Raw genomic sequence first — 25,830 nt, 5'->3', positions numbered from 1 at the left:
CATCCTAGGCGATGCCAGAAGATAAGAGGTAATCAAAAATAAAGATAAAATGATAAGGTCTTCTTATTACCCTGCCCCGCCGAGGTCGCCATGCATCCCGAGCTCAAGATACAGCCCCTCCGTTATGTGCTGGCCATCGTCGACGAGGGCGGCTTTCATGCCGCCGCCCGTCATCTGCACCGCACCCAGCCGGCGCTCTCCATGGCGGTACGTGAGCTCGAGCAGCGGCTGGGCGAGCCACTGTTCGAGAAGGGGGGCAAGGCGACTCTCACCCCCTTCGGTGCCTACTGCCTGCCGCGCTTCCGCGAGCTCGTGACTCAGCACGATCGCGTCAGCCGGGATCTGGTCGCCCGGGTGGAGAAGCGCGCCGGGCATATCGACATGGCGGCCGTGCCCTCGGTGGCCAGCCGGCTGATGCCACGCCTGCTCAGTGACTTCATCCAGCGCTACCCGGATCTCAGGGTCAGCCTGCACGACGGCAACGCCGACTTCGTGGGCCGGATGGTGGCCAGTGGTGAGGTGGATCTCGGCATCTCCAGCCTGTGGCAGGCGGACGCCGAGCTGGATTTCCACCCCTTGATGCGCGATGCCATCGGGGTGGTATGCCGCGAGGACCACCGCTTCGCCGACCGCCTGGCGCTGAACTGGCAGGAGCTGCAGGGGGAGGTGTTGATCCGCAACGGCACCTCGCGGCTGCTCTCGGGAACCGATGCCGAGCCTCTGCTGGCGCAGAGCGCTTTCGATATCTCCAACATGATCTCGCTGAATGCCATGCTGGAGGCGGGCATCGGCATCACCACCCTGCCGCGACTGGCATTTCCCGAGGAGTACGCACGGCTGCGCTTCGTGCCGCTGTCGGAACCTTACGTGGAGCGTCAGATCGGGCTGATCTGCCGGGTCGATGTCAGCCTGTCACCGGCGGCGGCGGCGATGCGGCAGCATCTGATGGAGCACCTCGGGGAGCAGGCAAGCCGTCACAGTCGATCGAGGTAGGCCGTCCCGCCGAGATTGCGCATCTGCCGGCGAATCCAGGCGCTGCGTTGGACCACATCGGCCGAGGGGCGTGCGGCATCGCGGCCGCGCGGGTCGGGCAGGATCGCCGCCAGGCGGCTGGCCTGATGCGGCCCGAGCCGCTCGGCAGAGACGCCGAAGTAGTGCTGGGCCGCGGCTTCCAGGCCGAAGACGCCGCTGTCCCATTCGGCGATATTCAGGTAGACCTCGAGGATGCGCTGCTTGGGCCAGACCAGTTCGATCAGCAGGGTAAACCAGGCCTCTAGGCCCTTGCGTACCCAGCTGCGCCCGCTCCACAGAAAGAGGTTCTTGGCGGTCTGCTGACTCAGGGTGCTGGCACCGCGCAGCCGGCCCCCGTTGCGACTCGCCTGCCAGGCACGCCGAATCTCCACCAGGTCGAAGCCGTGGTGGTCGAGAAAACGCTGATCCTCGGCGGCGATGACCGCCAGCTTGGCGTGATCGGAGAGGGACTCCCAGGGCCGCCAGCGATGCTGGAGATCGATGGGTTCACGGACCAGCCAGGAGTGTACCTTGCGCTCCACCATCACCATGGAGCCGAATACCGGCGCCTGGCGGAACAACAGTACCAGCAGCACCGACAGCACCACAAAGCCCAACGCGGCACGCCATAGCCACCCCGTTACCCTACGAAGCAGCGCCCTGATCATGGCTGCCCTCGTCGCATCGCGTCTCTCTCCACTTATGCCCCTCGTGCCAGGCCCGCTTGCCAGTAGTAGCAGGCAGTATACGGGCCCGGCACGTCATGCACACGGGAGATCTAGGCCCCTGGGCGACACATCACTTCTTGTGCAGATGCTCGGCGTGGTAGCGCAGGTGATCCTCGATAAAGGAGGCGATGAAGTAGTAGCTGTGATCGTATCCCGGCTGTCGGCGCAGGGTCAGCGGATGGTCGTGCTCGGCACACACCGCCTCGAGACGCTCGGGCTTGAGCTGCTCCTCGAGGAAGTCATCCGCCTCGCCCTGGTCGATGAACAGCGGCTGGCTGGAGGCGCCACGGGCTACCAGCTCACAGGCGTCGTACTGGGTCCACTTGCCGCGGTCATCGCCGAGATAGCTCGAGAAGGCCTTCTGCCCCCAGGGGCACTCGGAGGGGTTGACGACCGGCGCGAAGGCCGACACCGAGCGATAGTGTCCCGGCCGACGCAGCGCCGCCACCAGTGCGCCGTGACCGCCCATGGAGTGGCCGCTGATCGATTCGCGACCGTTGACCGGGAAGTGCTGGCGCACCACGGAGGGCAGCTCTTCGGTCACATAGTCATACATGCGGTAGTGACGCTTCCAGGGCTCCTGGGTGGCGTTGACATAGAAGCCGGCGCCGGAGCCGAAGTCATAGCTGTCATGCTCACCGGGCAGGTCGGTGCCACGCGGGCTGGTGTCCGGACAGATGATCGCGATGCCGAGCTCGGCGGCAGCCCGGTGCGCGCCGGCCTTCTGCATGAAGTTCTCGTCGTTGCAGGTCAGTCCGGAGAGCCACCACAGCAGCGGCACCCGCTCGGTCTCGGCCTGGGGCGGCAGGTAGATGGCGAAGATCATCTCGCAATCCAGCGCCCGGGAGCGATGGCGGTAGCGCTTGTGCCAGCCGCCGAAACTCTTGTTGGCCGATACCAGCTCGAGGTTTTCGGTCATGGTCATGAATTCACTCTCCTTGTCGGCCGGGAACTTCCGGCCGCCGATCGACAGGGTGGCGCCCGATGCCTCAGCACCGGACGCCTATCAATCACCACGCGCGGTATCTGGCGCGTATCAATTAACTACGCGCGGGCTACGGGCGCGTACCAATCAGCTACACGCGGGCTACGGGCGCGTACCAATCAACCACGCGCGGCAACGGGCGCGTACCAATCAATAGTGCAGCACGGTGCGAATGCTCTCGCCCTTGTGCAGCAGATCGAAGGCCTCGTTGATCTTTTCGAACGGCATGTCGTGGGTGATGAAGTCGTCGATATTGATCTCGCCGTTCATGTACTGCTCCACGTAGCCCGGCAGCTCCGAGCGGCCCTTCACGCCGCCGAAGGCGGAGCCCTTCCAGACCCGGCCGGTCACCAGCTGGAACGGACGGGTGCTGATCTCCTCGCCGGCACCGGCCACGCCGATGATCACCGACTCGCCCCAGCCCTTGTGACAGCACTCCAGCGCCGAGCGCATGACGTTCACGTTGCCGATGCACTCGAAGGAGTAGTCGACGCCGCCATCGGTCATGTCGACGATCACCTCCTGGATACTGGAAGAGTGATCCTTGGGATTGACGAAGTCCGTGGCGCCGAACTGCTCGGCTAGCTTGAACTTCTCGGGGTTGACGTCGATGGCGATGATGCGGCTGGCCTTGGCCATTACTGCGCCCTGGATCACCGCCAGGCCGATGGCGCCCATGCCGAATACGGCAACGGTGGAGCCCGGCTCGACCTTGGCGGTATTCATCACCGCGCCGATACCGGTGGTCACGCCACAGCCCAGCAGGCAGATCTTGTCCAGCGGCGCCTCCTTGGAGACCACCGCCAGGGACACCTCGGGAACCACGGTATACTCACTGAAGGTGGAGCAGCCCATATAATGGTGCAGCGACTTGCCGTCCAGCGAGAAGCGTGACGTGCCATCGGGCATCAGGCCCTGGCCCTGGGTGGCGCGTACCGAGCTGCACAGGTTGGTCTTGCCGGAGAGACAGAACTTGCACTTGCCGCACTCGGCGGTATACAGCGGGATGACATGGTCCCCGGGGCGCACGCTGGTGACGCCCTCGCCCACCTCCTCGACGATACCGGCGCCCTCATGGCCCAGCACCGAGGGGAACAGACCCTCGGGGTCGGCACCCGAGAGGGTAAAGGCATCGGTGTGACAGACGCTGGTGGCGGCCATGCGCACCAGCACCTCACCGGCCTTGGGGCCCTCGACATCGATCTCGACCAGCTCCAGGGGCTTGCCCACTTCCAGGGCAACGGCGGCGCGTGATTTCATATTCGTTCTCCTCGCTTGGGAAAGTTCAGATACAGTCTAGGCTATAAACCGAACCGGTATAAACCGCACCAAAGGCATTACATTATTGCCACACAGCAACAATCTTGCATTCTTCAGGAGAGTCCATGCAGCGCTGGGATCGTATCGAAGCCTTCGTCGAGGTGGTGCGGCTGGGCACCTTTGCGGCGGCCGCGCGGGAGCTGTCGGTCTCCAACTCCCACGTCAGTCGGCTGGTCAGCCAGCTCGAGCAACAACTGGGCACCGCCCTGCTCTATCGCACCACGCGCCAGATCAACCTGACCGACGCCGGGGCGCTCTACTACCGCCACTGCCGCCATCTGTTCGACGGCTTTCGCGAGGCCGAGGCGGCGATCGATGACCTCCAGGACCGCCCCCAGGGGCGCCTCTCCCTGACCTCCGCCACCACCTTCGGCGAGCGCTTTCTCGCCCCGCTGGTCAACGACTTCCTGCTCGAACACCCCCAGCTGGAGGTGCGCATGCACTTCACCAACCGCCAGGTGGATATCATCGACGAGGGGTTCGATGTGGCGATCCGCATGGGCCGCCTGGAGGACTCGAGCCTGGTGGCCAGGCGACTGTGCGAACGCCGCGAGTATGTGGTCGGCGCCCCGACCTACTTCGAGCATATCTCCCAGCCCCATGCCCTGGCCGAGCTCTCCCGCCACCGCTGCCTGGTCGGCAGTCGTGACCAGTGGCGCTTCGTGGTGGATGGCGTGCGTCGCGAGGTACGCGTCAGTGGCTCGTGGCGAGCCAACTCGGGGCCTGCGCTGCTCGATGCCGCCCTTAAGGGACTGGGGCTGGCCCAGCTGCCCGACTACTACGTGGAGGAGCATCTGGCGAGCGGCGCCCTGATCTCGGTGCTCGACGCCTACCGCCACGACGACACGGCGGTCTGGGCGGTCTTCCCCCGCCACCGCCAGCGCTCGCCCAAGCTGCAGCGCTTTCTCGACCACCTGGTGGCCTACCTGCCGCAACGCCTGTCCAGCGCGCATTGAAAAGGCGCCCCGCGAGGCGCCGTAAGTCATCGTAATAGGTCATCGCAGGAACCGGGGTTCACTTGAAGTTCTTGCGCACCATCTTCTGGATCTCGCCGACGATGCCGCTGCGGAAGCTCAGCACACAGATCACGAAGATGGCGCCGAGGATCACGCTGACCCAGTTGCCGAGCGGCGACTGCGCCAGCTGGGTCTGCAGGCTGACCACCACGCCGGCACCCACCAGGGGGCCAAACAGCGTGCCCACACCGCCCAGCAGGGTCATCAGGATCACCTCGCCGGACATGTGCCAGTGGGCATCGGTCAGCGAGGCGAGCTGGAAGACCACGGTCTTGGTCGATCCCGCCAGGCCCGCCAGACCGGCGGAGAGCACGAAGGCCACCAGCTTGTAGGCATCGACGTTGTAACCGAGTGACACGGCACGGGGCTCGTTCTCGCGGATCGCCCGGAGCACCTGACCATAAGGCGAGTGCACGGCACGCTGGATGATCGCGAAGCCGATCAGGAACACCGCCAGCACGAAGTAGTACATGTTGAGGTTGCTCTCGAGGCTGATCACCCCGAACAGCTCGCCACGCGGCACTCCGTGCAGGCCATCCTCGCCGCCGGTGAAGGGCGCCTGGACGAAGAAGAAGAACATCATCTGCGCCAGCGCCAGCGTCACCATGGCGAAGTAGATGCCCTGCCGGCGGATCGCCAGGGCGCCGAACAGCGTGCCCAGCACCACGGCGGCGAAGGTACCGATCAGGATGCCAAGCTCCGGCGTCAGCCCCGGGTAGCTGGCCAGCATGATGCCGGTAAAGTAGCCACCGGTGGCCAGGAAGGCGGCGTGCCCGAAGGAGAGCAGGCCGGCATAGCCGAGCAGCAGGTTGAAGGCGCAGGCGAACAGCGCGAAACAGAGCACCTTCATCAGGAAGACCGGGTAGGCCACGAAGGGGGCCACCAGGGCGATGGCGACCAGCGCCAGGTACAGGAAGTTGCGACGCACCTTGGCCTTGCGGCGAAGTTTCATGGCAGGCGTCAGGGTCTGGGTTGCCGACATGGTGTCAAGCCTCCTTGCCGAAGAGTCCCGCGGGACGCAGCATAAGGACCACCACCATCACCACGAAGATCACGGTGTTGGCGGCCTCGGGATAGTAGACCTTGGTCAGGCCCTCGATCAGCCCCATGGCCAGGCCGGTGATGACGGCACCGATGATCGAGCCCATGCCACCGATCACCACCACGGCAAACACCACGATCAGCAGGCTCGAGCCCATGGTGGGCGAGACCGGATAGAGCGGTGCGGCCAGCACCCCGGCAAAGGCGGCGAGTGCCACGCCGAAGCCGTAGGTCAGGGTGATCAGCTGGGGGACGTTGACGCCGAAGGCCTGCATCAGGGCCGGATTCTCGGTACCGGCGCGCAGATAGGCCCCCAGGCGAGTCCGCTCGATGATGAACCAGGTCGCCAGGCAGACCGCAAGAGCGGCAACCAGCACCCAGCCACGATAGATGGGCAGGAACATGAAGCCCAGATTGACACCGCCCTCCAGGGCGGCGGGGGTGGGATAGCTGGACCCCGAGACCCCGAAGAAGTTGATCAGTGACCCCTCGAAGATCAGCGCCAGGCCGAAGGTCAGCAGCAGCCCGTAGAGGTGGTCGAGGTGAGCGATGCGGCGCAGGATGAAGCGCTCGATCAACATGCCCAGTCCGCCCACCACCAGTGGCACCACCAGCAGGGCCGCCCAGTAGTTGAGCCCCAGATACTGCAGCCCCAGCAGCGCCGTGAAGGCGCCGAGCATGTACATGGCACCGTGGGCGAAGTTGACGATCTTCAGCAGGCCGAAGATCACCGCCAGCCCGAGGCTGAGCAGGGCATAGAAGGCGCCGTTGATCAGGCCCAGCATCAGCTGGCCCATGAATACCATCAACGGCACACCGAAAATCATTGTCATGCGATGAACCTCCCCTCAGATGGCGGCGGCAGACGCCGCCGCCGGTTCTGCATCCGCTCAGTTGTTGACCAGATCACACTGGCTTTCGGAAAGCGGACGGAAGGCCTCTTCGGCGGGAATCGTGGAGAGGACCTCGTAGACATCCCACTCGTTCTCGGACTCCGCGGGGGTCTTCACCTGCGCCAGGTACATGTCGTGGACCATGCGCCCATCCTCACGGATGTAACCGTTGCGAGAGAAGAAGTCCTCCACGGGGCGCTCGGCCATGGCCGCCCGGATCTGCTCGGGATTGTCGGTACCCGCCTCGGCCACGGTCTCCAGGTAGTGCGCGGTGCTGGAGTAGATGCCGGCCTGGACCATGGTCGGGCGCTTGCCGGTCCGCTCGAAGTAGCGATCGGCCCACTCGCGCGCCTGTTCATCCATGTCCCAGTACCAGCCGGTGGTGAGCAGCAGGTTCTGGGTCGCCTCGAGGCCCATGGAGTGGACGTCGTTGAGGAAGATCAGCAGACCGGCGAGCTGCTGGCCGGACTGGGTCAGGCCGAACTGGCTGGCGGTGGTGATGGCATTGACGGTGTCGGCGCCGGCATTGGCCAGACCGACGATCTTGGCACCGGAGCCCTGGGCCTGGAGGATATAGGAGGAGAAGTCGCTGGTGGGGAAGGGATGGCGCACCCCGCCGACGATCTCACCGCCATTCTCCTCCACCACCCTGGTCACGTCGTCCTCCAGGGCATGACCGAAGGCGTAGTCGGCGGTGAGCATGAACCAACTGTCGCCACCCTGCTCCACCACCGCCTTGGCGGTCCCGTTGGCGAGCGGGTAGGTGTCATAGACCCAGTGAATATGGTTGGGGGTGCAGTGCTCGTTGGTAATGCTGGACGCGGCGGAACCGGAGACGATACCCAGGCCGTCGTTCTCCTCGATCACCTTGGTGGCGGCAATGGAAACCGAGGAGGCCACCAGCCCCGCCACCAGGTCGACATTCTTCGTGTCGAACCACTCGCGCACCGTGTTGGCGCCGACATCGGCGCTGTTGCGGTCGTCGGCACTGAACACCTCGATGGGCACGCCATTGACCTCGCCGCCGAAGTCCTCGACGGCCATCTTCAGGGCCTCGAGGCCACCCGGGCCGGCGAGATCACGATAGGTGCCGGACATGTCGGCGAGATAGCCGATGCGCACGGCATCGTCGCTCATGCTGGCCTGGGCACCGGTCGCCATCAGGGTCGCGGCGGCTAGGGCTACGCTGGAGGCGAGAATCTTGCGATTGAAGGTCATGGTTGACTCCGTGGCCCACGCGGGGCGGTTTGTTGTTGTCGATACGGTTGACGCTAGGAAAACTGCCGGACGGCCAACACGCCGTCACACGCCCAGCAGGCTGTTGAGGTGATCGCGACGCGAGGGCAGCTCGGCGGCGGTGATCTCCTCGATGATACGGCCGTGCTCCATCACGAAGTGACGGTCGGCCAGGGGCGCGGCGAAGCGGAAGTTCTGCTCCACCAGCACGATGGTCATGCCGCGCTCCTTGAGCTTGATCAGCACCTCGCCGAGCGCCTGGACGATGACCGGTGCCAGGCCCTCGGTGATCTCGTCGAGCAGCAGCAGTCGCGCCCCGGTGCGCAGGATTCGCGCCATGGCCAGCATCTGCTGCTCACCCCCGGAGAGCCGGGTGCCCTGGCTACGCCGACGCTCATAGAGGTTGGGGAACATCGTGTAGATCTCGTCGATGGACATGCCTCCCGAACGCACCGTCGGTGGCAGCAGCAGGTTCTCCTCGACGTCGAGGCTTGCGAAGATCCCGCGCTCCTCGGGGCAGTAACCGATCCCCAGCCGCGGGATATGATGGGACTTCATGCCCAGCGCCTCGTTGCCATTGATCATGATCGAGCCGGTGCGTCGACCCACCATGTTCATGATCGCCTTGAGGGTGGTGCTGCGACCGGCGCCATTGCGCCCCAGCAGGGTCACCAGCTCACCGCGCTTCACATCGAAGTCGACGCCGTGGAGGATGTGCGACTCGCCGTAGAAGGCGTGCAGATCACTGACCCGCAGCATCTCGGCGCCCTCCAGGTCCTGGTACTGGTGCACCGGATCCTGTACCGCTTCGGCTGACTGGCTCATGCGCTGGCCTCCTCTGCCGCCGCCTCGCTGCCCATGTAGGCCTCGCGCACCTGGGGATTGCGCGACACCTCCTGATAGTCGCCCTCGGCCAGCACGGCGCCACGGGCCAGCACGGTGATGCGGTCGCACAGGCGGCTGACCACGCTAAGGTTATGCTCCACCATCAGCACGGTGCGCCCCGCCGAGACCCGCCGAATCAGCTCGACGATGCGGTCGACGTCCTCGGCCCCCATGCCTTGGGTCGGCTCGTCGAGCAGCATCATCGTCGGCTCGAGGGCCAGGGTGGTGGCGACCTCCAGGGCGCGCTTGCGGCCATAGGGCATCTCTACGGTCAGCACATCGGCATACTCGGCCAGGCCGACCTCATCGAGCAGCTCCATGGCACGGTCGTTGAGATGATCGAGGCTGCGCTCGGATTTCCAGAAGTGAAAGGAGGTGCCCAGCTTGCGCTGAAGGGCCACCCGCACGTTCTCCAGGGCGGTCATATGGCCGAACACCGCGGAGATCTGGAAGGAGCGCACCAGCCCGAGACGGGCGATCTCGTTGGCCTTCATCCGCGTGATGGGCTTGCCGCGATAGAGAATCTCGCCGCGGGTCGGCGGCAGAAACTTGGTGAGCAGATTGAAGACGGTGGTCTTGCCGGCCCCGTTGGGGCCGATCAGGGCGTGGATGTGCCCTTCCTGGACCTTGAGGTTGACGTCGTCCACGGCGGTGAAGCCGCGAAACTCCTTGGTCAACCCGCGAGTTTCCAGTATGAACTCCTGGGTCATGTGCCTTCCTCTTGGGGTCGCGACGCGACCCGCCGTGGTACTGTTATCGTTGTTGCCAGGCTTTACGTTAACGTAAGCTAGAGGATGTGTTACCGCTCGGCAATAGGCTCGGCATAAAAACGCGACTAATGGTGTAGGCCCCTGAAATTCAATAGTTTGCAAACAAGTCGCCGGCGAAGTTAGCTCCCCCTCGGCGGACCGGGTAAGATGTCCTTCAACGTTACCCTCAGACACGAATTCCGCCATGCCACATAAGTCTCTGCCTCCCCCCTCCTGGCCCATCAGCTTCCGCGCCACCTGCCTGCGTGCGACACTCTATATCCTGCTGGTGGCGGGTATCGCCCAGGGGGTCTTCTATGAGTCCCTCTATCTTCCCGATGCACGCTTCTCCGAACGTGGCTTCACCGAGCTGGCCCAGTCCGCCCTGCTGGCCGCCGCTGCCGGCCTGCTGCTCTATAGCCACCTGGTGATCCGCACCCTGCCCTACATCAGCCTGCTGATGTTCGGGTTTCTGTTTGCCTCGCTGATCCGCGAGCAGGACGCCCTGCTCGACACCTACCTCTTCGATGGTGCCTGGCAGCTGCTGGTCGGCCTCACCGTGCTGCCGATCCTGTTCGTAGTCATCCGCAAGCGACAGCGCTTCCTGGCCGAGTTCGCCGCCTATGCCAACAGCTTCTCCTTCGGACTCTTCGCGGCGGGCTTCCTGACCACCTATGTCTTCTCGCGGCTCTACGGACGTGGCGACTTCTGGCAGGCGATCCTGCAGGAGAGCTATGTTCGCGACTTCAAGAGCGCCGCCGAGGAGGTCGTGGAGCTGTTTGGCTATGCCGTGCTGCTGATCGCAGTCATCGAGCTGGTCCTGCTCGCCCGTCGCTGGGCCCTGGCACGACAGCACGGCTGAGCTCGGCTCGCCGGGCACGCCCACAAGAGGGCCCTGACAGCCAGGCAGGGGCAAGCAAGCCCCCAACAACAAGCCCCAACAAGAAGGCCCCACCGCTCGTTGAGCGGTGGGGCCTTCTGCATGCATGGACGGCGCACTCGGCGCCCGGCGTTACTCGTCCAGGAAGGAGCGCAGCGGCTCCGAGCGGCTGGGGTGACGCAGCTTGCGCAGCGCCTTGGCCTCGATCTGGCGAATCCGCTCGCGGGTGACATCGAACTGCTTGCCGACCTCCTCGAGGGTATGGTCGGTGTTCATGTCGATGCCGAAACGCATGCGCAGCACCTTGGCCTCGCGCGCGGTAAGCCCGCCGAGCACGTTGCGTGTCGCCTCGATCAGCCCCTCACCGGTGGCGGAGTCGATGGGCAGCACCATGGAGCTGTCCTCGATGAAGTCGCCCAGGTGCGAGTCGTCATCGTCACCGATCGGCGTCTCCATGGAGATCGGCTCCTTGGCGATCTTGAGCACCTTGCGCACCTTGTCCTCAGGCATCTCGAGACGCTCGCCCAGCTCCTCGGGGGTCGGCTCACGCCCCATCTCCTGAAGCATCTGCCGGGAGACCCGGTTGAGCTTGTTGATGGTCTCGATCATATGCACCGGGATACGGATGGTGCGTGCCTGGTCGGCGATGGAGCGGGTGATCGCCTGGCGGATCCACCAGGTGGCGTAGGTGGAGAACTTGTAACCGCGACGATACTCGAACTTGTCCACCGCCTTCATCAGGCCGATATTGCCCTCCTGGATCAGGTCCAGGAACTGCAGGCCGCGATTGGTGTACTTCTTGGCAATGGAGATCACCAGGCGCAGGTTGGCCTCGACCATCTCCTTCTTGGCGCGGCGCGCCTTGGCCTCACCGATGGAGAGACGACGGTTGACCTCCTTGATCTCCTGCACCTGCAGGCAGACCATCGCCTCCTCGAAGGCGATCTTGCGCTGGGCGCGCTGAATATCCCCGCTCAGCGGCTTCAGGCGTTCGGCATACTTGGGGTGCTCGGCGGAGAAGGCCTCCAGCCACTCGGGGTCGGACTCGTTGCCCGGAAAGGCCTTGATAAAGGTCTTGCGCGGAATGCGTGCCTTCTTGACACACAGCTGCATGATCGCCTTTTCCTGGGCGCGCACCTGCTCGACACTGATCCGCACCTGGTTGACCAGACGCTCGAAATGCTTGGGCACCAGCTTGATCGGCGAGAACAGCTCGGCCAGACGCGCCAGGGCATCCTGGGCCGCCTTGGAGTTGCGCCCCTCGGCCTCGATGGCGGCCTTGACGGCGGCGTTCTTCTCGCGGATCTGCTCGAAGCGGGCGCGTGACTCTTCGGGGTCGGGGCCGCCGACACTCTCCTCCTCGGCCTCCTCGTCCTCGTCATCTTCGCCGCCGACACGAGGCTCCTCTTCGGGCACCTCCGCCTCGGCTACCCCGGGGATGCCCTCGTCGGGATCGATGAAGCCGGAAAAGAGGTCGGAGAGGCGACCCGGCGCTTCCTCGTCCTGGGTGGCGTCGTAGGCCTCGAGAATGGAGTCCACCGCGCCAGGCAGGTAGGCCAGCGCCGACATGACCTCGCGGGTGCCCTCCTCGATGCGCTTGGCGATCTCGATCTCACCCTCGCGGGTCAGCAGCTCCACCGTCCCCATCTCGCGCATGTACATGCGCACGGGATCGGTGGTGCGACCCACGTCGCTCTCCACCGCCGCCAGGGCCGCCACGGCTTCTTCGGCCGCCGACTCGTCGGTGGAGTGGTCCGACATCATCAGGGTATCTTCATCGGGGGCTACCTCGACGACGCTGATGCCCATGTCGTTGATCATGCCGATGATATCTTCCACCTGATCCGGGTCGGCGATATCCTCGGGAAGGTGGTCGTTGACCTCGGCATAGGTCAGGTAGCCCTGTTCCTTGCCGCGCGCGATCAACTCCTTCAGACGCGACTGTTGCTGCGCATTTCCAGCCATAGAAACCCTATCTCGACGAAGAAGAATGAAACACCTGAAGCGCTGGGTGGAGAAAACTCACAAAGCCGAACAGTATAGCGGCAGAAAGCACCTTTCTGCCAGTTCAATCTATTTGCGCGGTTACTCAGGTGTGTTAGGTTGTCAGGTTACGCCGGTGCCGAGCGCTCTCTCCTATGTGGGGATGTTAGGAGAGAAATCAACCGTACGGCCAGTCCGGAGTGTCTACAGAATGTCTTTTTGACCTTCCGGTCAGCGGTGCAGTTCGGTGATCAACGCCATCAGGCGCTGCCTCTCCTCCCGTGACAGCCGCTCCCCCGCCTTCTCCCTGGCCAGCAGTGCGTCGAACTCCTCCTGAGGCGAACGCCTGCGCCGATGCCTTCGAAAGTGCCCCACCAGGCCCTCCAGCTCGGCACCTCGCGCCGCCTTCGGAATCAGCAGCTCGCGCCGCGCCAGCGCCGCCAGACGCTCCCCCTCGGGGCTGCCATGAAAGTGCGCCAGCAGCACCTGGGGACTGCGGTAGCCACCCGCCCTCAGCAGGCGAATCACCTCGCGGCACAGCAGGCCGTCCGGCTCCTCATCGGGGCACCAGTCATCCTCGGCGGGCAGCTGCACGACCAGCTCCGGCTCGTGCAGCAGCAGCTGCAGGGCCCGCGCGACAAGGCTCAAGGCGCCGCCGGAGCGCTGCGGGAAGGGGCCCCCTCCCTGCTCCCGAGGAGGCGGTGACGCCGGGGTGCCGCCTGCCTCCATGGCCGGCGGCGACTCACCGCCACGCGCCTCACGGCCCGCGATGGCCTCATCCCTTGCCAGCAGGGCCGAGAAGTTCGCCGCCTCGACCCCGGTGCGACGCGACAGCTCGGTCAGCATCAGCGACTTGAGCACGCCCTCCGGCAGCCGTCCGATCGCCTTCAACACCTGGCTGGCGTACCGCTCGCGCTCCTCGATATGCGCCAGGTCGCGCCCCGCCGCCGCCTGATCGAAGAGGAACTCCGACAATGGGCTGGCGCAGGTGATGCGGTCCTGGAAGGCCTCGGCGCCCTCCCGGCGCACCAGGGTGTCCGGATCCTCCTCCTCGGGCAGGAACAGAAAGCGCGCCTGGCGCCCGTCGATCATCAGCGGCAGCGCCGTCTCCAGCGCGCGCGTGGCCGCCTGGCGCCCGGCTCGGTCGCCGTCGAAGCAGAACACCACCTCGTTGACCATCCGGAACAGGCGGCCGAGATGCTCCTCGCTGGTGGAGGTGCCCAGGGTGGCGACCGCATTGCGGATGCCGAACTGCGCCAGGGCCACCACGTCCATGTAGCCCTCGACGATCACCACCCGCTCCAGGCGGTGATCGGCCTGGCGCGCCTCGTAGAGGCCATACAGCTCGCGCCCCTTGTGGAACACCGGCGTCTCCGGCGAGTTGAGGTACTTGGGCTTGGCATCGCCCAGCACCCGGCCTCCGAAGCCGATGGTGCGCCCCTTGATATCCCGGATCGGAAACATGACCCGGTCGCGGAAACGATCGTAGGTGCGACCACTCTCCTCGCGATGCACCAGCAGGCCATACTCCACCTGCACCGGCTCGCCGATGCCGCGCTCACCCAGGTGCCGCTTGAGGCCTTCCCAGCCATCCGGCGCATAGCCGACACCGAAGGTCTCGAGCACCTCCGGCGCCAGGCCGCGACGCTCCAGGTAGTCCCGGGCGCCCTGCCCCTCGGGCATCTTCAGGCGCTCGCGAAAATAGGCGGCCGAGAGCTCCAGCAGGTTGACCCCCTCCTTGCGCTTGCGCTCTCGTGCCTGGGCACGGGGGTCATCGGCGCCCTCGCGGGGCACGTCCATGCCCAGCCGCCCGGCCAGCTGCTCCACCGCCTCGGGGAAGCGCAGCTTGTCGTACTCCATCAGGAAGCGCAGGGCATTGCCGTGGGCGCCACAGCCGAAGCAGTGATAGAACTGCTTGTCGGCACTCACGGTGAATGACGGCGTCTTTTCCTGATGGAAGGGGCACAGGCCCGAGTAGTTGCGTCCGGCCTTCTTGAGCTTGACCCGCTCGCCCACCACCTCGACCACGTCGACGCGAGCCAGCAGGTCATCGATGAAGCGCTGGGGAATCTGTCCGGCCATGAAGTCGAATCACCTCGACGACTGCGGTGTGATCACCCTGGGTCGACGGCAGTCACCATCGACCCGGAAAAAACAAGCGGCCACCGGATGGCGGCCGCTTGGCGTCCTCCTGAGACCGCCCGACCCTAGGGCCCGACGTCTCCAGTACGGATCAATAGAGCCGTTCGAAGCGCTTGCGCTCACGCTGGAGCTTCTTGGCGTGACGCTTGACGGCAGCCGCCGCCTTGCGCTTGCGCTCCGCGGTCGGCTTCTCGTAGTGCTCGCGACGACGCACCTCGGAGAGAACACCGGCTTTTTCGCAGGAACGCTTGAAGCGACGCAGCGCGACGTCAAACGGCTCGTTATCACGTACTTTAACAGAAGGCATTAAGCACTCACCTACCTTAGGTAACTAGAGTTCGGTTAGTACGCACACCCCTGTGGGTGGCACGTTTCGCGAAGAACAAACGCCCGGAACGCCTGAGCGCGCCGGAAAACGAGGGGTTCGATCGCGGTTTTCGCCACCTGGGTGCACGACCCAGTCTTGCAGCGCACGACATTCTAGACCCCACACCGGGTTCTTGCAAATGCTTTCCGTGCCCATAACGCGTAGAATGGCGGCCTTTTCCGAGTAAACGAGCCGACACCATGCGCGTACTGGGCATCGAGACCTCCTGCGACGAAACCGGCGTCGCCCTCTTCGACACCGAGCGCGGCCTGCTGGCCGACGCCCTCTACAGCCAGATCGCCATGCACGCCGAATATGGCGGCGTGGTACCCGAGCTCGCCTCTCGAGACCACACGCGCCGCCTGCTGCCGCTGATCCAGCAGGTGCTCGACGAGGCGGGCCTGGCCCGTCAGGACCTCGACGCCATCGCCTATACCGCGGGCCCCGGCCTGGTGGGGGCGCTGATGGTGGGGGCCGCCACCGCCCACGGCATGGCCAGGGCGCTGAACATTCCGGTGCTCGGCGTCCACCATATGGAGGGGCACCTGCTGGCCCCCATGCTGGAGGAGGACCGCCCCGCGTTCCCCTTCGCGGCCCTGTTGGTCTCGGGCGGCCATACCCAGCTGGTCGAGGTGCGCGGACTGGGCGACTACAGCCTGCTCGGCGAGTCCGTGGACGATGCCGCCGGCGAGGCCTTCGACAAGGCCGCCAAGATGCTGGGCCTGGCCTACCCCGGTGGCCCTCAGGTGGCACGCCTGGCCGAGCGGGGCGACCCCGGCCGCCTGCGCTTCCCACGGCCGATGACCGACCGTCCGGGGCTCGACTTCAGCTTCTCGGGCCTCAAGACCCATACGCTCACCGCCATTCGCAGGCTCGAGGCGGCCGGCGAGCTCGACGAGCAGGCCCGCGCCGATGTGGCGCGCGCCTTCGAGGAGGCGGTGGTCGACACCCTGGTCATCAAGTGTCGCCGCGCCCTGGACCAGACCGGCCTCAAGCGGCTGGTGGTGGCCGGCGGCGTCAGCGCCAATACGCGGCTGCGTGAACGCCTGGAGCGCGAGTGTGAAAAACGCGACGCTCGCGCCTTCTATCCCCGCGGACGCTTCTGCACCGACAACGGGGCGATGATCGCGTATGTGGGCGCCCAGCGCCTGCTGGCGGGCGAACACGACGAACCTGGCGCGATGCAGGCCGTGCCGCGCTGGCCGATGGATTCCCTGAACAAGCCGTAAGCCGATTAGAGAGGCGGCTCATCGCCGCGGCCGAGGCGCTGGATATTGAGAAGATGGCGGCCCAGCACCAGCAGGGTGAAGGCGATCACCACGCCCACATAGTCCGGCGCCAGCCACAGGCTGGCCAGAGGGGCGGCGGCGGCACTGGCCAGCGACGCTACCGCGGCGGTACGCACCCGCCAGGCGAGCAGCCCCCATAACGTGGCACACACCAGCGCCACTCCCGGGGTCAGCACCAGCATCACACCAAAGGCGCTGGCCACCGCCTTGCCGCCGCGCAGGCGATGCCAGGCCGGGTAGCTGTGGCCCAGCAGCACGGCGAGGCCCACCACCCCCTGGGCCCAGGGCGGCAACCCCAGCAGGATCGCCCCCACCAGTACCGGCATGCCCTTGACGGCATCCACCAGCAGGGTCGCCAGTGCCAGCCAGCGCCCATACAGGCGCAGCACATTGGAGAAGCCCGGATTGAAGGAGCCCGCCAGGCGCGGGTCGCCCACGCCCGCCAGCCGGCAGACGGTAAGCGCGCCGAGCCAGCTGCCGCTGAGGTAGCCCAGCACCACCAGCGGCAATAGCGAGATCAGTGGCGCCTCCACGGCCGCCCCTCCTGCAACGGGAACTCGGCCATTCTGACAGTCCCGCCCCGGACTGCCCAGCGACCGAGGTATTCCACACGGCGCGGCTCGCGTACAATCTCACCCCACTCCCCCTGCACCCGCCCGGAAGCCACCATGGATCTAGTGCTGATAGAGTCCCTCGCCGTCGACACCGTGATCGGCGTCTACGACTGGGAACGCAACATCACCCAGCGCCTGGTACTCGACCTCGAGCTGGCCACCGATATTCGTCCCGCCGCGGCGGACGACGATATCGCCCAGACCCTCGACTACGCCGCCATCAGCGAGCGCATCCAGGCCTTCGCTGCCGCCCACGACTTCGCCCTGGTGGAGACCTTCGCCGAGCGGCTGGCGGCGACACTGCGCGAGGAGTTCGGCATCGCCTGGCTGCGCCTGGTCGTGCGCAAGCCCGGCGCCGTGGCGGCCGCCGCCGCGGTGGGCGTCAGCATCGAGCGCGGCGTGCGCCCGGGAGTGTCGTGATGGCGCTGGTCACGGTCAGCATCGGCAGCAATATCGAGCGCGACCACCATGTGCGCGTCTGCCTGGACGCCCTGGCGGCCTCCTTCGAGAACCTGCGTGTCTCGCGGGTGTTCGAGAGTGAACCGGTAGGCTTCGAGGATGGGCGAAACTTCTACAACCTGGTGGCGGCCTTCGAAAGCGACGCCTCGGTTGCAGAGCTGCAGGCCTGGTGCAAGCGCCTGGAGTTCGCCAATGGCCGGCGCGAGGAGAGCCCCAAGTTCAGCCCCCGCACGCTGGATGTGGATCTGCTCACCGTGGGCGAGCTAAGCGGCGAACACGGCGGGGTCAGCCTGCCACGAGGCGAGATCACCCACCACGCCTTCGTCCTGCAGCCCCTGGCCGAGCTGCTTCCCGAGGAGCGGCATCCCGTGAGCCAGGAGACCTACGCCTCCCTCTGGCACCGCTTCGACGCGGGTGACCAGCGGCTCTGGCCGGTATCCTTCACCTGGGCCGGGCGCAGGGTATCGAGCCCGGACCGTGCGACCGACTAGGCTTTGGTCGGGTAGACCGGGCGATTGCTCGTCCCGGCCCCCCACAGATCCGGACGTGCGCAATTAACGCATCCGGCTCCTCAATCATCAGATTCGCTAAAAGGACCATCGGTGCACTACCCTTGCACGCGGCAAAGGAAGGCGAGCCAGCAGTTGACCTGCCTTCTCCCAAGTAATCCGCCCTTTCTGGGAGCGTCGACTCAACCACTTTATCCAATACCAGATTACCCGGAACCGGAATACCTGAAGCGCTCTGCCATTGTTGCAGATGCCGTAATAAGCAAAGTGCCCTTGGACCTTCCGACATAGATGGCGATGCTGGACTTGAAGCGGCAGGTGCCGATTCGCTCGGCACCAGAGCGAAATTTTCCTCAGTGACCTTTTGAAGCGGTCCTTAGCCGTTTTCTGTTTGATGATCCAGCGACCACGCCGGGATTTTCCCCAGTAGTGGGTAAAGCCCAAGAAGTCGAAGGTCTCGGCACGTAGCTCGCGGTGTGGTCGAAATCGCACCAGTCGGGTCTTGGTCGGGTGCAGGGTGAGCCCGAAGCGCGCGAAGCGCTTGGGCAACACCTCCAGCACCTTGCGAGCATCGGCCTCGTTGCTGAATGCGAGCACGGCATCGTCAGCGAAGCGCACCGAGAATGCTCGTCCACGCAGGCGTGGCTTGACGTCTTTCTCAAACCACTCATCCAGCACATGGTGAAGGTAAACGTTCGCCAACAACGGGGAAATGACCCCGCCTTGAGGGCTTCCTACCTCACCTTTCTGCCACTGCCCGGCGTCCAACACCCCGGCCTTGAGCCACTTGCCGATCAGGCGGAGGATGACACCGTCCTTCACTCGTTGCTGCAGAAACTCACGCAGGTGCTGATGGTCGATCGTGTCGAAGAAGGCTTGGATGTCCAGGTCAATGACCCAGCCACCCCCCATCGAAGACAAGCCATCCCATACCGTCTTGATCGCCTGGTGCGCCGAGCGCCCTGGCCGGAAGCCATACGAGCCGTCCAGAAAGTCGTGCTCGTAGAGGGGCTCCAGCAGGGCCACCACGGCACGTTGCAGGACCTTGTCTTCGAAGGTGGGGATGCCGATCGGCCGTGTGGTGCGCCCATCTCCCTTGGGAATATGGACTCGCCTCACCGGCGGCGCCCGGTAGCGACCGCTCTTGGCCTCCTCCAGCAGACGTTGGATATTGGCCTCGAAGTCGCGCACGAAGTCGTCCGCCGTCTGGCCATCGATCCCGACGGCGCCGTCTCGGCGCGTCATCAGGTAGGCCGTCCTCAGCCACTGGGCATCGATGTTGTGCGCCAGTGACGTGAAGGCACGCTGCGGGAAGCGCCCTGCCAGCGCAGCTATCCGCAATTGTTTCGTGTACATGACACCAGGTTCCTGTGCACCTGTCATGTTTCCCTCTCGCGGTTCTGATGATTGGCCGCCCCTTCCCTCCAGCGGGTCCCGTCGAGCCGGTTCCCCGCTTTCTTAGGTACTATGAGCGACTCCGACTCCCGCCTCTCCTTTCGGCCGGCTCCTTGTCGTCGCGTGGCCGTACCCCCTGAGTGCCTGTAATTCGCTTCCAGTACCGTCAGGCACGACAGCACTGAACCAGGAGCTTTCGCAGCAGGCAGCCCCTCACCTGTGCCATTACCCTTCAGGGGAGAAAGGCGGGCCTCCCAGGTTCCTGGGAAACCCCTATGTGGACATGCCCTGCTCTCCGACCCCGGCGACCCTCCCCGCCAAGCCATACAACGGGTTCGTGTTGCCTTCCACTTTCAGAAGAGTGTCGGCGATCGCGACCATGACTATTTCGGGGCTCAATCACACGGCCTGCCCACTCGCTATCTACGCTTCACAGCAGCGATTGCTCGAAGCTGCGCAAGACTCGCTACCGGCTGGTGGCTAACCTTGGCCGGATGGGACTTTCACCCACTGGGTTTCACTACGCCCTTTTCACCTCCTTTGGCTGGTGTCCTGGGCGACCAGGCTTCTCCTGGCGCACTCTGAAAAGTCGGCGAGCGAAGGTTAGACAAGGCAAAAATCGGCGAAAAGACGGAGTTTACGGAGTGTAAATGAGTACTTTGAGTCGATTTTTAACGTTGTATAGCCGAGCGCAGCCAGTTTTCGGACAGAGTCTAGCCCGCCGGCCGGCGGCGAGCTCACCCACTGCCCAGGGCGGCATCGATCACCTCACGGCGTCGACGGGCTAGCTCCAGGCCCAGCTCGCGGCCCTTGAAGCCCTCCTCCACCAGCGCCTTCGGCAGCACCTGGGCGGCCAGCCGCCAGCCCAGGGCCAGCTCCTCGGCCAGCACCGGCGCCTCCAGGCTTACCAGGCTGATCAACGGCATCACCCGTTCGCCACGTCGCCAGGCATCGATGCGATCCAGCCAGGCGAGGATCTCGTCACCCGTCGCAGGCTCCTGACGCGACGCCGCGACCAGCGCCCGAGTCTGCGCCACCTGGCGAGCCAGGTCGGCAAAGGCCCTGGGCTGTCGCAGGCGTTCGGCCAACTCGGCTCGCTCCGCCTCGCCCAGATGCTCCACCAGGCGCGCCCAGCGCCAACGGGCCAGCGCCTCACCCTCCCCCTCCTCGGGTAGGCGATGCAGTCGGCCCAGTGCCGCGTCCAGCGCTTCGCGGTCGGTCACCAGCGCCGGCATCAGCTCCGCCAGGGCACCGCACTCATCGAGTGCCTGGAAGTAGACCTCGGGCCAGGGCTCGGCCAGCGCCTTCTCGGTCTCGACCCACACCCGCTCGGCCACCAGATGGCCGAGCTCTCCGCTCTGCACCAGTTGGCGCATCAGCTCCCGAGTCTCCTCGGCGATGGTGAAGCCGAGGCCCGCATAGCGGGCCAGGAAGCGCGCGGTACGCAACACCCGCAGCGGATCCTCCACGAAGGCCGGCGAGACATGGCGCAACACCCGCGCCTCCAGGTCGGCGAGGCCGGCATAGGGGTCCACCAGCTCCCCCTCCAGGGTCTCGGCCATGGCGTTGATGGTCAGGTCGCGGCGCGCCAGGTCCTCCTCCAGGGTCACCTCGGGGCTGGCGTGCACCTCGAAGCCGGTATAGCCATGGCCGGCCTTGCGCTCGGTGCGCGCCAGGGCGTACTCCTCGTGGGTTCGGGGATGGAGAAAGACCGGAAAGTCACGTCCCACGGGCCTGAAACCGCGCCGACGCAGGGCCTCCGGGGTGGCCCCGACCACCACCCAGTCGGTATCGGTGACCGGCCAGCCGAGGCGGGCATCGCGCACCGCCCCACCCACCCGATAGACCCTTAGCCCTGCCACGGCCGGATCACACGACCGCGCCACGCTCAGGCCTCCACTCGATCGGGATGACGCAGCTGCCAGTCGGTAAAGCCGCCATCGAGACTGTAGACCTCGGCAAAGCCCTGGCCGGCCAGCCAGGCCGCCGCCTGCTGGCTGGAGTGGCCGTGGTAACAGACCACCACCACCGGCCGCTCCGTGGGCGTCGCCTCGACGAACTCGCCTACCGACTCGTTGTCGAGCCGGCGACTGCCGGGAATATGGCCCTGGGCGAAGCTCAGGGCGTCGCGGATATCCACCAGCGCCGTCTCCCGGCCCTCATCGAGCCAGGCCTTGAGAGTGGGGGTATCGAGATGCTGGAAGCTCATGGCGCGCCTCATGTCGGGGTTGTGAGCGGTTCAGGATAAACGGCTTGTGAGGGGGTCAGGATAGAAACGGTGCCGCCGCGCTTATCGCCGCCGGCTGGGCACGCTGATGCGCTCGCCGCGTTCGAGGTCCAGGGCCGTCAGGGAGCCACCCCATACGCAGCCGGTGTCCAGCGCGCAGGCATTGACACGGCTGCCCGGTGTCTCGCCCTGGAGCGCCGCCCAGTGACCGAAGACGAGGCGAGTGTCGTCGCCACGCGGATAGCGGAACCAGGGAGCGAAGCCCGCCGGGGCACTGTCGAGCCCCTCCTTGGCGGCGAAGTCCAGCCGACCCTCGGCATCGATGAAGCGCATGCGGGTGAGCACGTTGACGATGGCACGCAGGCGATCGATGCCCTCGAGATCATCGCGCCAGCGATCCGGCGCATTGCCATACATGCGCTCGAGAAAGCCCCCGGCCCGTTCACCGGTGAGCATCGCCTCCACCTCGGCGGCGAGCCTCTCGGCCTGGTCCGGCGACCACCGGGGCAGCAGGCCAGCATGGGTCATCAGGGTATCCTCACCGCCCAGCGTCTCGCGCACCAGCAGCGGGCGAGACTGAAGCCAGTCGAGCAGTCGCTCGCGATCCGGGGCGGCGAGGATGGCGTCGAGGGTGTCCTTGCGATTGAGCGTGGCGCCCCCCCGAGCCACCGCCAGCAGATGGAGGTCATGATTGCCGAGCACCGTCAGGGCGGCGTCCCCCAGGGCATCGACCTCGCGCAGGCAGGCCAGTGACCCCGGGCCCCGGTTGACCAGATCGCCGGCCAGCCACAGCCGGTCGCGACGCGGATCGAAGTCGAGGGTCTCGAGCAGCTCGACGAACTCTGCGTGACATCCCTGAAGGTCGCCGATGGCATAGGTCGTCATGGACGCTCCCTGTTGATGATTCGGATGCAGCTTGTGGCTCGGCTGCCGCGAACTCAGTGGACCTGGTTGGGACCGGCCAGCCGGAAGGCGGCGATGGGCACCTCGAAGGGGCGCTGGGTGGCGGTATCGACGCAGGTGTACTCGCCCTGCATCACCCCCACCGGTCCATCGAGGATGGCGCGACTGGTATAGCGAAAGTGCTGGCCGGGGGCGATCATCGGCTGTTGCCCCACCACCCCCTTGCCTCGCACGTCCTGGACCTTGCCGCTGCCCTGGGTGATCGTCCAGTGTCGTGCCATCAGCTGGATGCTATGACGCGAGGCGTTGTGCACCGTCACGGTGTAGCTGAACACATAGCGCCCCTCCTCGGGAGCGGACTCCTCGGGGCGAAACTCCGGCTGGACCTCGACGCTGACGGCCACCCCCTCGGTCATCACGGGCTCATCGCCTGAGGCTCGATCGCTCATGGGCGCGCCTCCCCGGTGGCCTGGGTCAGGTAATCGGCAATCGACACGAACTCCTCCACGCTCAGGGTCTGGGGGCGCCTCCCGGGATCGATCCCCAGCGCCTCGAGTTCGTCGGCGGTGATGCGGCCCTTGAGGTTGTTGCGCAGGGTCTTGCGACGCTGGCCGAAGGCCTCCTTGACGATCGTGGCCAGCAGCGCTTCATCGCGGGCCGGGTGGGGCAACTCGGCATGGGGCGTCAACCGCACGATGGCGGAATCCACCTTGGGCCGCGGCACGAAGGCTTCCGGCGGGACCACGAACAGTGACTCCACCCGACAGCGATACTGGGCCATCACCGAGAGCCGCCCCCAGTCGGCACCGCCTGGCTCGGCGGCGAGGCGCTCCACCACTTCCTTCTGCAGCATGAAGTGCATGTCGGCGACGGCATCGCCGGCCTGGAGCAGGTGGGCAATCAGCGGGGTCGAGATATTGTAGGGCAGATTGCCGACCACCCGCAGCGGCTCGCCCTCACCGCGCAGGGCGCGAAAATCGACCTTGAGGGCGTCGCCCTCATGGATCACGAAGTCGGGATAGTTGAAGAACTGAACGCGCAAGCCGGGAATCAGGTCGCGGTCGAGCTCGATCACCTCCAGGCGTCCGTCGGCGGCCTCCAGCAACGGCTCGGTGAGCGCCCCCTGGCCGGGGCCGATCTCCACGATGCGCTGGCCGGGGCGTGGCCCGATGGCCCGCACGATGCGCGAGATGATGCCTCGGTCGCGCAGAAAGTTCTGTCCGAAGCGCTTGCGGGCCTGATGAACCGGGGGGCGAGATGCCATTCAGGAGTGTCCTTCTATCACTAAATAGTCCAAGTATCGCAGTGCCGCTTTCTCGGGGCTGACCCGGCGACAGGCCCTTCGCGGAGGCGCTGTGAATACCTCCCTGTACGCTACCGATTCCTTCCCTGGAATCGGACCTCCGCTTCGACCTGTCCCCGTCGCCCCTCGAGCGCCACTCGCGTTTTCGTTAAGCTTCACGCACCGCGGCCGGCCATCTCCGCGGCCAGGGCCACGGCGACCCGCAGGCTACCCGGGTCGGCACGGCCCGTGCCGGCCAGATCCAGGGCGGTGCCGTGATCCACCGAGGTACGCACCAGCGGCAGCCCCAGGGTGATATTGGCGGCCCGGCCGAACCCTGCATACTTGAGTACCGGCAGGCCCTGGTCATGATACATGGCCAGCACCGCATCGACGCCCGCCAGGTGGCGCGGGGTAAACAGGGTATCGGCGGGCAGCGGGCCATCGAGGGTCAGCCCCTCGTCGCGCAGTGCCGCAAGCGCCGGTTCGATCACCTCGATCTCCTCGCGCCCCAGATGGCCCCCCTCCCCGGCGTGGGGGTTGAGCCCGCACACCGCGATGCGCGGAGTGGTCACCCCGAACCAGCGCTTCAGATCGGCGTCGAGAATGCGCAGCACCCGTGTCAGACGCTCCGCAGTGATGGCTTCGGCCACGTCGCGCAACGGCAGGTGGGTGGTGGCCAGCGCCACTCGCAGTGACGGCCCCTCCACCCAGTCGGGCCGCTCGGCATGCAGGGCGGCGTCGGTGGCAAGCATCATCACCACCTCCTCGACGCCGCAGGCATCGCGCAGATACTCGGTATGGCCGGTAAACCCCGCATGCCCCGCATCGAGGATCACCCCCTTGTGCAGCGGCGCGGTGACCATGCCCTGAGCGTGCCCCGCCCGACAGGCATCGATGGCCACATCCAGGGTCTCGAGCACATAGGCGGCGTTGTCTGGCGCCAGCACTCCCGGTCGGGCCGGCTCACGCAGCGTCACGGGCCATACCGGAAGCCGACCGGGAACCGCCGATGGCACCTCCTCGCCGGGTGCTGTCTGGAGCAGCTCGATGTCGAGCCCCAGCCGGGAGGCGCGCTCGGCAAGCAGCGCCGGATCCCCCACGGCCACCAGCCGCGCATCTTCCACCCCCTCCGCGGCCAGTCTCAGGACGAGATCCGGGCCGATCCCGGCCGGCTCGCCGGTCGTCAGCGCCAACAGCGGCATGCCTGGCGTCGTCATCAGCGCGCGTCGAGGCGATTGTCGACGAAGGCCTGGGAGCGGATCTCCTGTAGCCAGGCCTCGAGCTCGGCGTTGGCCTTGCGCTGGAAGAGGGCCTGCTGGGCCTGCTCGCGGGTGACGTCCTGCTGCGCCATGAAACGCTCCACCTCCCGCTCGGAGAGACTGACTCGGCTGCCGACACGACGCTGCTGAAGCTGGCGCAGCGTAATTTCGCGACGTATCTCCTCCCGCACGCTGGCCAGCGTCAGGCCATCGGCCTCCAGGGCGTCGGCAAACTGCTCCAGGCTCATGCCATTGCGCTCGGCGATGCCACGCACCTGACGATTGAGCTCGGTGTCGTCCACCGTGAGGCCGGACTCCTCGGCCATCTGCCACTGGATCTCCTCGAGGATCATCTGCTCCAGGATCTGCTGGCGCAGCACCCTTTCCGGGGGAAGCTCCTGCTGCTGGGCGCTCATCTGGCTGCGTACCTGGGCGATACGCTCCTCGAGCTGGCTATGCATGATCGCCCCCTCGTTGACCACCGCCACGATATGGTCCAGGGCCTGGCGCTGGCTGGAGGTGAACTCCTGGGCCTGGGTGCCGAACGGCACCACGGCGAGGCCCAGCGCCATCGCCAGGCCGGCGGCCAGGAGGGGGGTACGGCGACTACGCATGGTGTGCTGTCCTTTCATCTTTCCTCTCTAACGGGCCATC

General features: G+C 65.8%; 26 protein-coding genes. 6 read left to right on the top strand and 20 right to left on the bottom strand.

The window, feature by feature from the left end:
- The first annotated feature begins 90 nt into the window (after positions 1 to 90).
- Positions 91 to 993 (top strand): LysR substrate-binding domain-containing protein, encoded by a 903-nt coding sequence (locus IOC61_RS12160; RefSeq protein WP_195689050.1) that lies wholly within the window; start codon positions 91 to 93, stop codon positions 991 to 993.
- Here the strand turns inward: IOC61_RS12160 and mtgA are convergent.
- The 3 genes from mtgA to IOC61_RS12145 form a co-directional block, all read right to left on the bottom strand.
- The gene (gene mtgA, locus IOC61_RS12155; protein WP_195689049.1) at positions 975 to 1,679 is read right to left on the bottom strand and encodes a monofunctional biosynthetic peptidoglycan transglycosylase; all 705 of its coding nucleotides are present in this window, start codon (positions 1,677 to 1,679) and stop codon (positions 975 to 977) included. The two genes, IOC61_RS12160 and mtgA, sit on opposite strands and share 19 nt — an antisense overlap.
- Positions 1,680 to 1,809: 130 nt before the next feature.
- A complete protein-coding gene (fghA, locus tag IOC61_RS12150; RefSeq protein ID WP_195689048.1) occupies positions 1,810 to 2,664 on the bottom strand; it encodes an S-formylglutathione hydrolase in 855 nt (284 codons plus the stop codon).
- 210 nt (positions 2,665 to 2,874) lie between these two features.
- Complete coding sequence (locus IOC61_RS12145; protein ID WP_195689047.1) at positions 2,875 to 3,984, bottom strand: S-(hydroxymethyl)glutathione dehydrogenase/class III alcohol dehydrogenase; 1,110 nt, start codon at positions 3,982 to 3,984, stop codon at positions 2,875 to 2,877.
- A 125-nt stretch (positions 3,985 to 4,109) separates the two neighbouring features.
- Between IOC61_RS12145 and IOC61_RS12140 the strand changes: the two genes are divergently transcribed.
- Entirely contained in the window at positions 4,110 to 5,000 is an 891-nt protein-coding gene (locus IOC61_RS12140) for a LysR family transcriptional regulator (RefSeq protein WP_195689046.1), read from the top strand.
- A gap of 58 nt (positions 5,001 to 5,058) precedes the next feature.
- Here the strand turns inward: IOC61_RS12140 and IOC61_RS12135 are convergent, their stop codons facing one another.
- From IOC61_RS12135 to IOC61_RS12115, 5 genes are all read right to left on the bottom strand, one after another.
- Entirely contained in the window at positions 5,059 to 6,042 is a 984-nt protein-coding gene (locus IOC61_RS12135; protein WP_195689045.1) for a branched-chain amino acid ABC transporter permease, read from the bottom strand.
- Positions 6,043 to 6,046: 4 nt separating this feature from the next.
- Positions 6,047 to 6,934 (bottom strand): branched-chain amino acid ABC transporter permease, encoded by an 888-nt coding sequence (locus tag IOC61_RS12130; protein ID WP_195689044.1) that lies wholly within the window; start codon positions 6,932 to 6,934, stop codon positions 6,047 to 6,049.
- A gap of 57 nt (positions 6,935 to 6,991) precedes the next feature.
- A complete protein-coding gene (locus IOC61_RS12125) occupies positions 6,992 to 8,212 on the bottom strand; it encodes an ABC transporter substrate-binding protein (RefSeq protein ID WP_195689043.1) in 1,221 nt (406 codons plus the stop codon).
- An 84-nt stretch (positions 8,213 to 8,296) separates the two neighbouring features.
- Complete coding sequence (locus tag IOC61_RS12120; RefSeq protein WP_195689142.1) at positions 8,297 to 8,989, bottom strand: ABC transporter ATP-binding protein; 693 nt, start codon at positions 8,987 to 8,989, stop codon at positions 8,297 to 8,299.
- Between the two features lie 62 nt (positions 8,990 to 9,051).
- Positions 9,052 to 9,825, bottom strand: coding sequence for an ABC transporter ATP-binding protein (locus tag IOC61_RS12115; RefSeq protein ID WP_195689042.1), 774 nt, complete (start codon positions 9,823 to 9,825; stop codon positions 9,052 to 9,054).
- A gap of 244 nt (positions 9,826 to 10,069) precedes the next feature.
- Between IOC61_RS12115 and IOC61_RS12110 the strand changes: the two genes are divergently transcribed.
- Positions 10,070 to 10,726 (top strand): hypothetical protein, encoded by a 657-nt coding sequence (locus tag IOC61_RS12110; RefSeq protein ID WP_195689041.1) that lies wholly within the window; start codon positions 10,070 to 10,072, stop codon positions 10,724 to 10,726.
- A 150-nt stretch (positions 10,727 to 10,876) separates the two neighbouring features.
- Here IOC61_RS12110 and rpoD read toward each other — a convergent pair whose 3' ends face one another.
- From rpoD to rpsU, 3 genes are all read right to left on the bottom strand, one after another.
- Positions 10,877 to 12,709, bottom strand: a complete 1,833-nt coding sequence (gene rpoD / locus IOC61_RS12105; protein WP_195689040.1) for an RNA polymerase sigma factor RpoD — start codon at positions 12,707 to 12,709, stop codon at positions 10,877 to 10,879.
- 249 nt (positions 12,710 to 12,958) lie between these two features.
- Complete coding sequence (gene dnaG / locus IOC61_RS12100; RefSeq protein ID WP_195689039.1) at positions 12,959 to 14,809, bottom strand: DNA primase; 1,851 nt, start codon at positions 14,807 to 14,809, stop codon at positions 12,959 to 12,961.
- A gap of 151 nt (positions 14,810 to 14,960) precedes the next feature.
- Entirely contained in the window at positions 14,961 to 15,176 is a 216-nt protein-coding gene (rpsU, locus tag IOC61_RS12095) for a 30S ribosomal protein S21 (RefSeq protein ID WP_016416934.1), read from the bottom strand.
- 260 nt (positions 15,177 to 15,436) lie between these two features.
- On the opposite strand from rpsU, the gene tsaD reads away from it, so the two are divergent.
- Positions 15,437 to 16,465, top strand: coding sequence for a tRNA (adenosine(37)-N6)-threonylcarbamoyltransferase complex transferase subunit TsaD (tsaD, locus tag IOC61_RS12090; RefSeq protein WP_195689038.1), 1,029 nt, complete (start codon positions 15,437 to 15,439; stop codon positions 16,463 to 16,465).
- A 5-nt stretch (positions 16,466 to 16,470) separates the two neighbouring features.
- Here the strand turns inward: tsaD and IOC61_RS12085 are convergent, their stop codons facing one another.
- A complete protein-coding gene (locus IOC61_RS12085) occupies positions 16,471 to 17,058 on the bottom strand; it encodes a glycerol-3-phosphate acyltransferase (RefSeq protein WP_420706345.1) in 588 nt (195 codons plus the stop codon).
- Positions 17,059 to 17,193: 135 nt separating this feature from the next.
- Between IOC61_RS12085 and folB the strand changes: the two genes are divergently transcribed.
- Positions 17,194 to 17,559: a dihydroneopterin aldolase gene (gene folB, locus IOC61_RS12080; RefSeq protein ID WP_132044215.1), complete on the top strand. Its 366-nt coding sequence runs from the start codon at positions 17,194 to 17,196 to the stop codon at positions 17,557 to 17,559.
- Entirely contained in the window at positions 17,559 to 18,089 is a 531-nt protein-coding gene (gene folK / locus IOC61_RS12075) for a 2-amino-4-hydroxy-6-hydroxymethyldihydropteridine diphosphokinase (protein WP_195689037.1), read from the top strand. The genes folB and folK overlap by 1 nt, the downstream gene beginning before the upstream one ends.
- A 96-nt stretch (positions 18,090 to 18,185) precedes the next feature.
- On the opposite strand, the gene ltrA is transcribed toward folK, so the two are convergent.
- The 8 genes from ltrA to IOC61_RS12035 form a co-directional block, all read right to left on the bottom strand.
- A complete protein-coding gene (ltrA, locus tag IOC61_RS12070) occupies positions 18,186 to 19,463 on the bottom strand; it encodes a group II intron reverse transcriptase/maturase (RefSeq protein ID WP_229333107.1) in 1,278 nt (425 codons plus the stop codon).
- A gap of 776 nt (positions 19,464 to 20,239) precedes the next feature.
- A complete protein-coding gene (locus IOC61_RS12065; protein ID WP_420706344.1) occupies positions 20,240 to 21,388 on the bottom strand; it encodes a polynucleotide adenylyltransferase in 1,149 nt (382 codons plus the stop codon).
- 2 nt (positions 21,389 to 21,390) lie between these two features.
- Positions 21,391 to 21,711 (bottom strand): thiosulfate sulfurtransferase GlpE, encoded by a 321-nt coding sequence (gene glpE / locus IOC61_RS12060; RefSeq protein ID WP_195689035.1) that lies wholly within the window; start codon positions 21,709 to 21,711, stop codon positions 21,391 to 21,393.
- An 81-nt stretch (positions 21,712 to 21,792) separates the two neighbouring features.
- Positions 21,793 to 22,614, bottom strand: a complete 822-nt coding sequence (locus tag IOC61_RS12055; RefSeq protein ID WP_195689034.1) for a symmetrical bis(5'-nucleosyl)-tetraphosphatase — start codon at positions 22,612 to 22,614, stop codon at positions 21,793 to 21,795.
- A gap of 53 nt (positions 22,615 to 22,667) precedes the next feature.
- Complete coding sequence (gene apaG, locus IOC61_RS12050) at positions 22,668 to 23,081, bottom strand: Co2+/Mg2+ efflux protein ApaG (RefSeq protein WP_420706343.1); 414 nt, start codon at positions 23,079 to 23,081, stop codon at positions 22,668 to 22,670.
- Positions 23,078 to 23,896 carry a 16S rRNA (adenine(1518)-N(6)/adenine(1519)-N(6))-dimethyltransferase RsmA gene (gene rsmA / locus IOC61_RS12045; protein ID WP_195689033.1) on the bottom strand — a complete coding sequence of 273 codons (819 nt, stop codon included), beginning with the start codon at positions 23,894 to 23,896 and terminating at the stop codon, positions 23,078 to 23,080. The genes apaG and rsmA overlap by 4 nt, the downstream gene beginning before the upstream one ends.
- 194 nt (positions 23,897 to 24,090) lie before the next feature.
- Positions 24,091 to 25,134, bottom strand: a complete 1,044-nt coding sequence (gene pdxA, locus IOC61_RS12040) for a 4-hydroxythreonine-4-phosphate dehydrogenase PdxA (protein WP_195689032.1) — start codon at positions 25,132 to 25,134, stop codon at positions 24,091 to 24,093.
- The gene (locus tag IOC61_RS12035) at positions 25,134 to 25,808 is read right to left on the bottom strand and encodes a SurA N-terminal domain-containing protein (RefSeq protein WP_229333106.1); all 675 of its coding nucleotides are present in this window, start codon (positions 25,806 to 25,808) and stop codon (positions 25,134 to 25,136) included. The genes pdxA and IOC61_RS12035 overlap by 1 nt, the downstream gene beginning before the upstream one ends.
- Positions 25,809 to 25,830 lie beyond the last annotated feature (22 nt).

It is taken from the genome of Halomonas sp. KAO, assembly GCF_015595025.1.
GTDB lineage: Bacteria > Pseudomonadota > Gammaproteobacteria > Pseudomonadales > Halomonadaceae > Halomonas.
This window is presented reverse-complemented; position numbering and strand designations above follow the sequence as displayed.

What these genes read in the sequence shown, in the direction of transcription:
- IOC61_RS12160 (WP_195689050.1), top strand. Translation starts at nt 91, where the DNA reads ATGCATCCCGAGCTCAAGATACAGCCCCTCCGTTATGTGCTGGCCATC.
- mtgA (WP_195689049.1), bottom strand. Translation starts at nt 1,679, where the DNA reads ATGATCAGGGCGCTGCTTCGTAGGGTAACGGGGTGGCTATGGCGTGCC.
- fghA (WP_195689048.1), bottom strand. Translation starts at nt 2,664, where the DNA reads ATGACCATGACCGAAAACCTCGAGCTGGTATCGGCCAACAAGAGTTTC.
- IOC61_RS12145 (WP_195689047.1), bottom strand. Translation starts at nt 3,984, where the DNA reads ATGAAATCACGCGCCGCCGTTGCCCTGGAAGTGGGCAAGCCCCTGGAG.
- IOC61_RS12140 (WP_195689046.1), top strand. Translation starts at nt 4,110, where the DNA reads ATGCAGCGCTGGGATCGTATCGAAGCCTTCGTCGAGGTGGTGCGGCTG.
- IOC61_RS12135 (WP_195689045.1), bottom strand. Translation starts at nt 6,042, where the DNA reads ATGTCGGCAACCCAGACCCTGACGCCTGCCATGAAACTTCGCCGCAAG.
- IOC61_RS12130 (WP_195689044.1), bottom strand. Translation starts at nt 6,934, where the DNA reads ATGACAATGATTTTCGGTGTGCCGTTGATGGTATTCATGGGCCAGCTG.
- IOC61_RS12125 (WP_195689043.1), bottom strand. Translation starts at nt 8,212, where the DNA reads ATGACCTTCAATCGCAAGATTCTCGCCTCCAGCGTAGCCCTAGCCGCC.
- IOC61_RS12120 (WP_195689142.1), bottom strand. Translation starts at nt 8,989, where the DNA reads ATGCTGCGGGTCAGTGATCTGCACGCCTTCTACGGCGAGTCGCACATC.
- IOC61_RS12115 (WP_195689042.1), bottom strand. Translation starts at nt 9,825, where the DNA reads ATGACCCAGGAGTTCATACTGGAAACTCGCGGGTTGACCAAGGAGTTT.
- IOC61_RS12110 (WP_195689041.1), top strand. Translation starts at nt 10,070, where the DNA reads ATGCCACATAAGTCTCTGCCTCCCCCCTCCTGGCCCATCAGCTTCCGC.
- rpoD (WP_195689040.1), bottom strand. Translation starts at nt 12,709, where the DNA reads ATGGCTGGAAATGCGCAGCAACAGTCGCGTCTGAAGGAGTTGATCGCG.
- dnaG (WP_195689039.1), bottom strand. Translation starts at nt 14,809, where the DNA reads ATGGCCGGACAGATTCCCCAGCGCTTCATCGATGACCTGCTGGCTCGC.
- rpsU (WP_016416934.1), bottom strand. Translation starts at nt 15,176, where the DNA reads ATGCCTTCTGTTAAAGTACGTGATAACGAGCCGTTTGACGTCGCGCTG.
- tsaD (WP_195689038.1), top strand. Translation starts at nt 15,437, where the DNA reads ATGCGCGTACTGGGCATCGAGACCTCCTGCGACGAAACCGGCGTCGCC.
- folB (WP_132044215.1), top strand. Translation starts at nt 17,194, where the DNA reads ATGGATCTAGTGCTGATAGAGTCCCTCGCCGTCGACACCGTGATCGGC.
- folK (WP_195689037.1), top strand. Translation starts at nt 17,559, where the DNA reads ATGGCGCTGGTCACGGTCAGCATCGGCAGCAATATCGAGCGCGACCAC.
- ltrA (WP_229333107.1), bottom strand. Translation starts at nt 19,463, where the DNA reads ATGTACACGAAACAATTGCGGATAGCTGCGCTGGCAGGGCGCTTCCCG.
- glpE (WP_195689035.1), bottom strand. Translation starts at nt 21,711, where the DNA reads ATGAGCTTCCAGCATCTCGATACCCCCACTCTCAAGGCCTGGCTCGAT.
- IOC61_RS12055 (WP_195689034.1), bottom strand. Translation starts at nt 22,614, where the DNA reads ATGACGACCTATGCCATCGGCGACCTTCAGGGATGTCACGCAGAGTTC.
- apaG (WP_420706343.1), bottom strand. Translation starts at nt 23,081, where the DNA reads ATGAGCGATCGAGCCTCAGGCGATGAGCCCGTGATGACCGAGGGGGTG.
- rsmA (WP_195689033.1), bottom strand. Translation starts at nt 23,896, where the DNA reads ATGGCATCTCGCCCCCCGGTTCATCAGGCCCGCAAGCGCTTCGGACAG.
- pdxA (WP_195689032.1), bottom strand. Translation starts at nt 25,134, where the DNA reads ATGACGACGCCAGGCATGCCGCTGTTGGCGCTGACGACCGGCGAGCCG.
- IOC61_RS12035 (WP_229333106.1), bottom strand. Translation starts at nt 25,808, where the DNA reads ATGAAAGGACAGCACACCATGCGTAGTCGCCGTACCCCCCTCCTGGCC.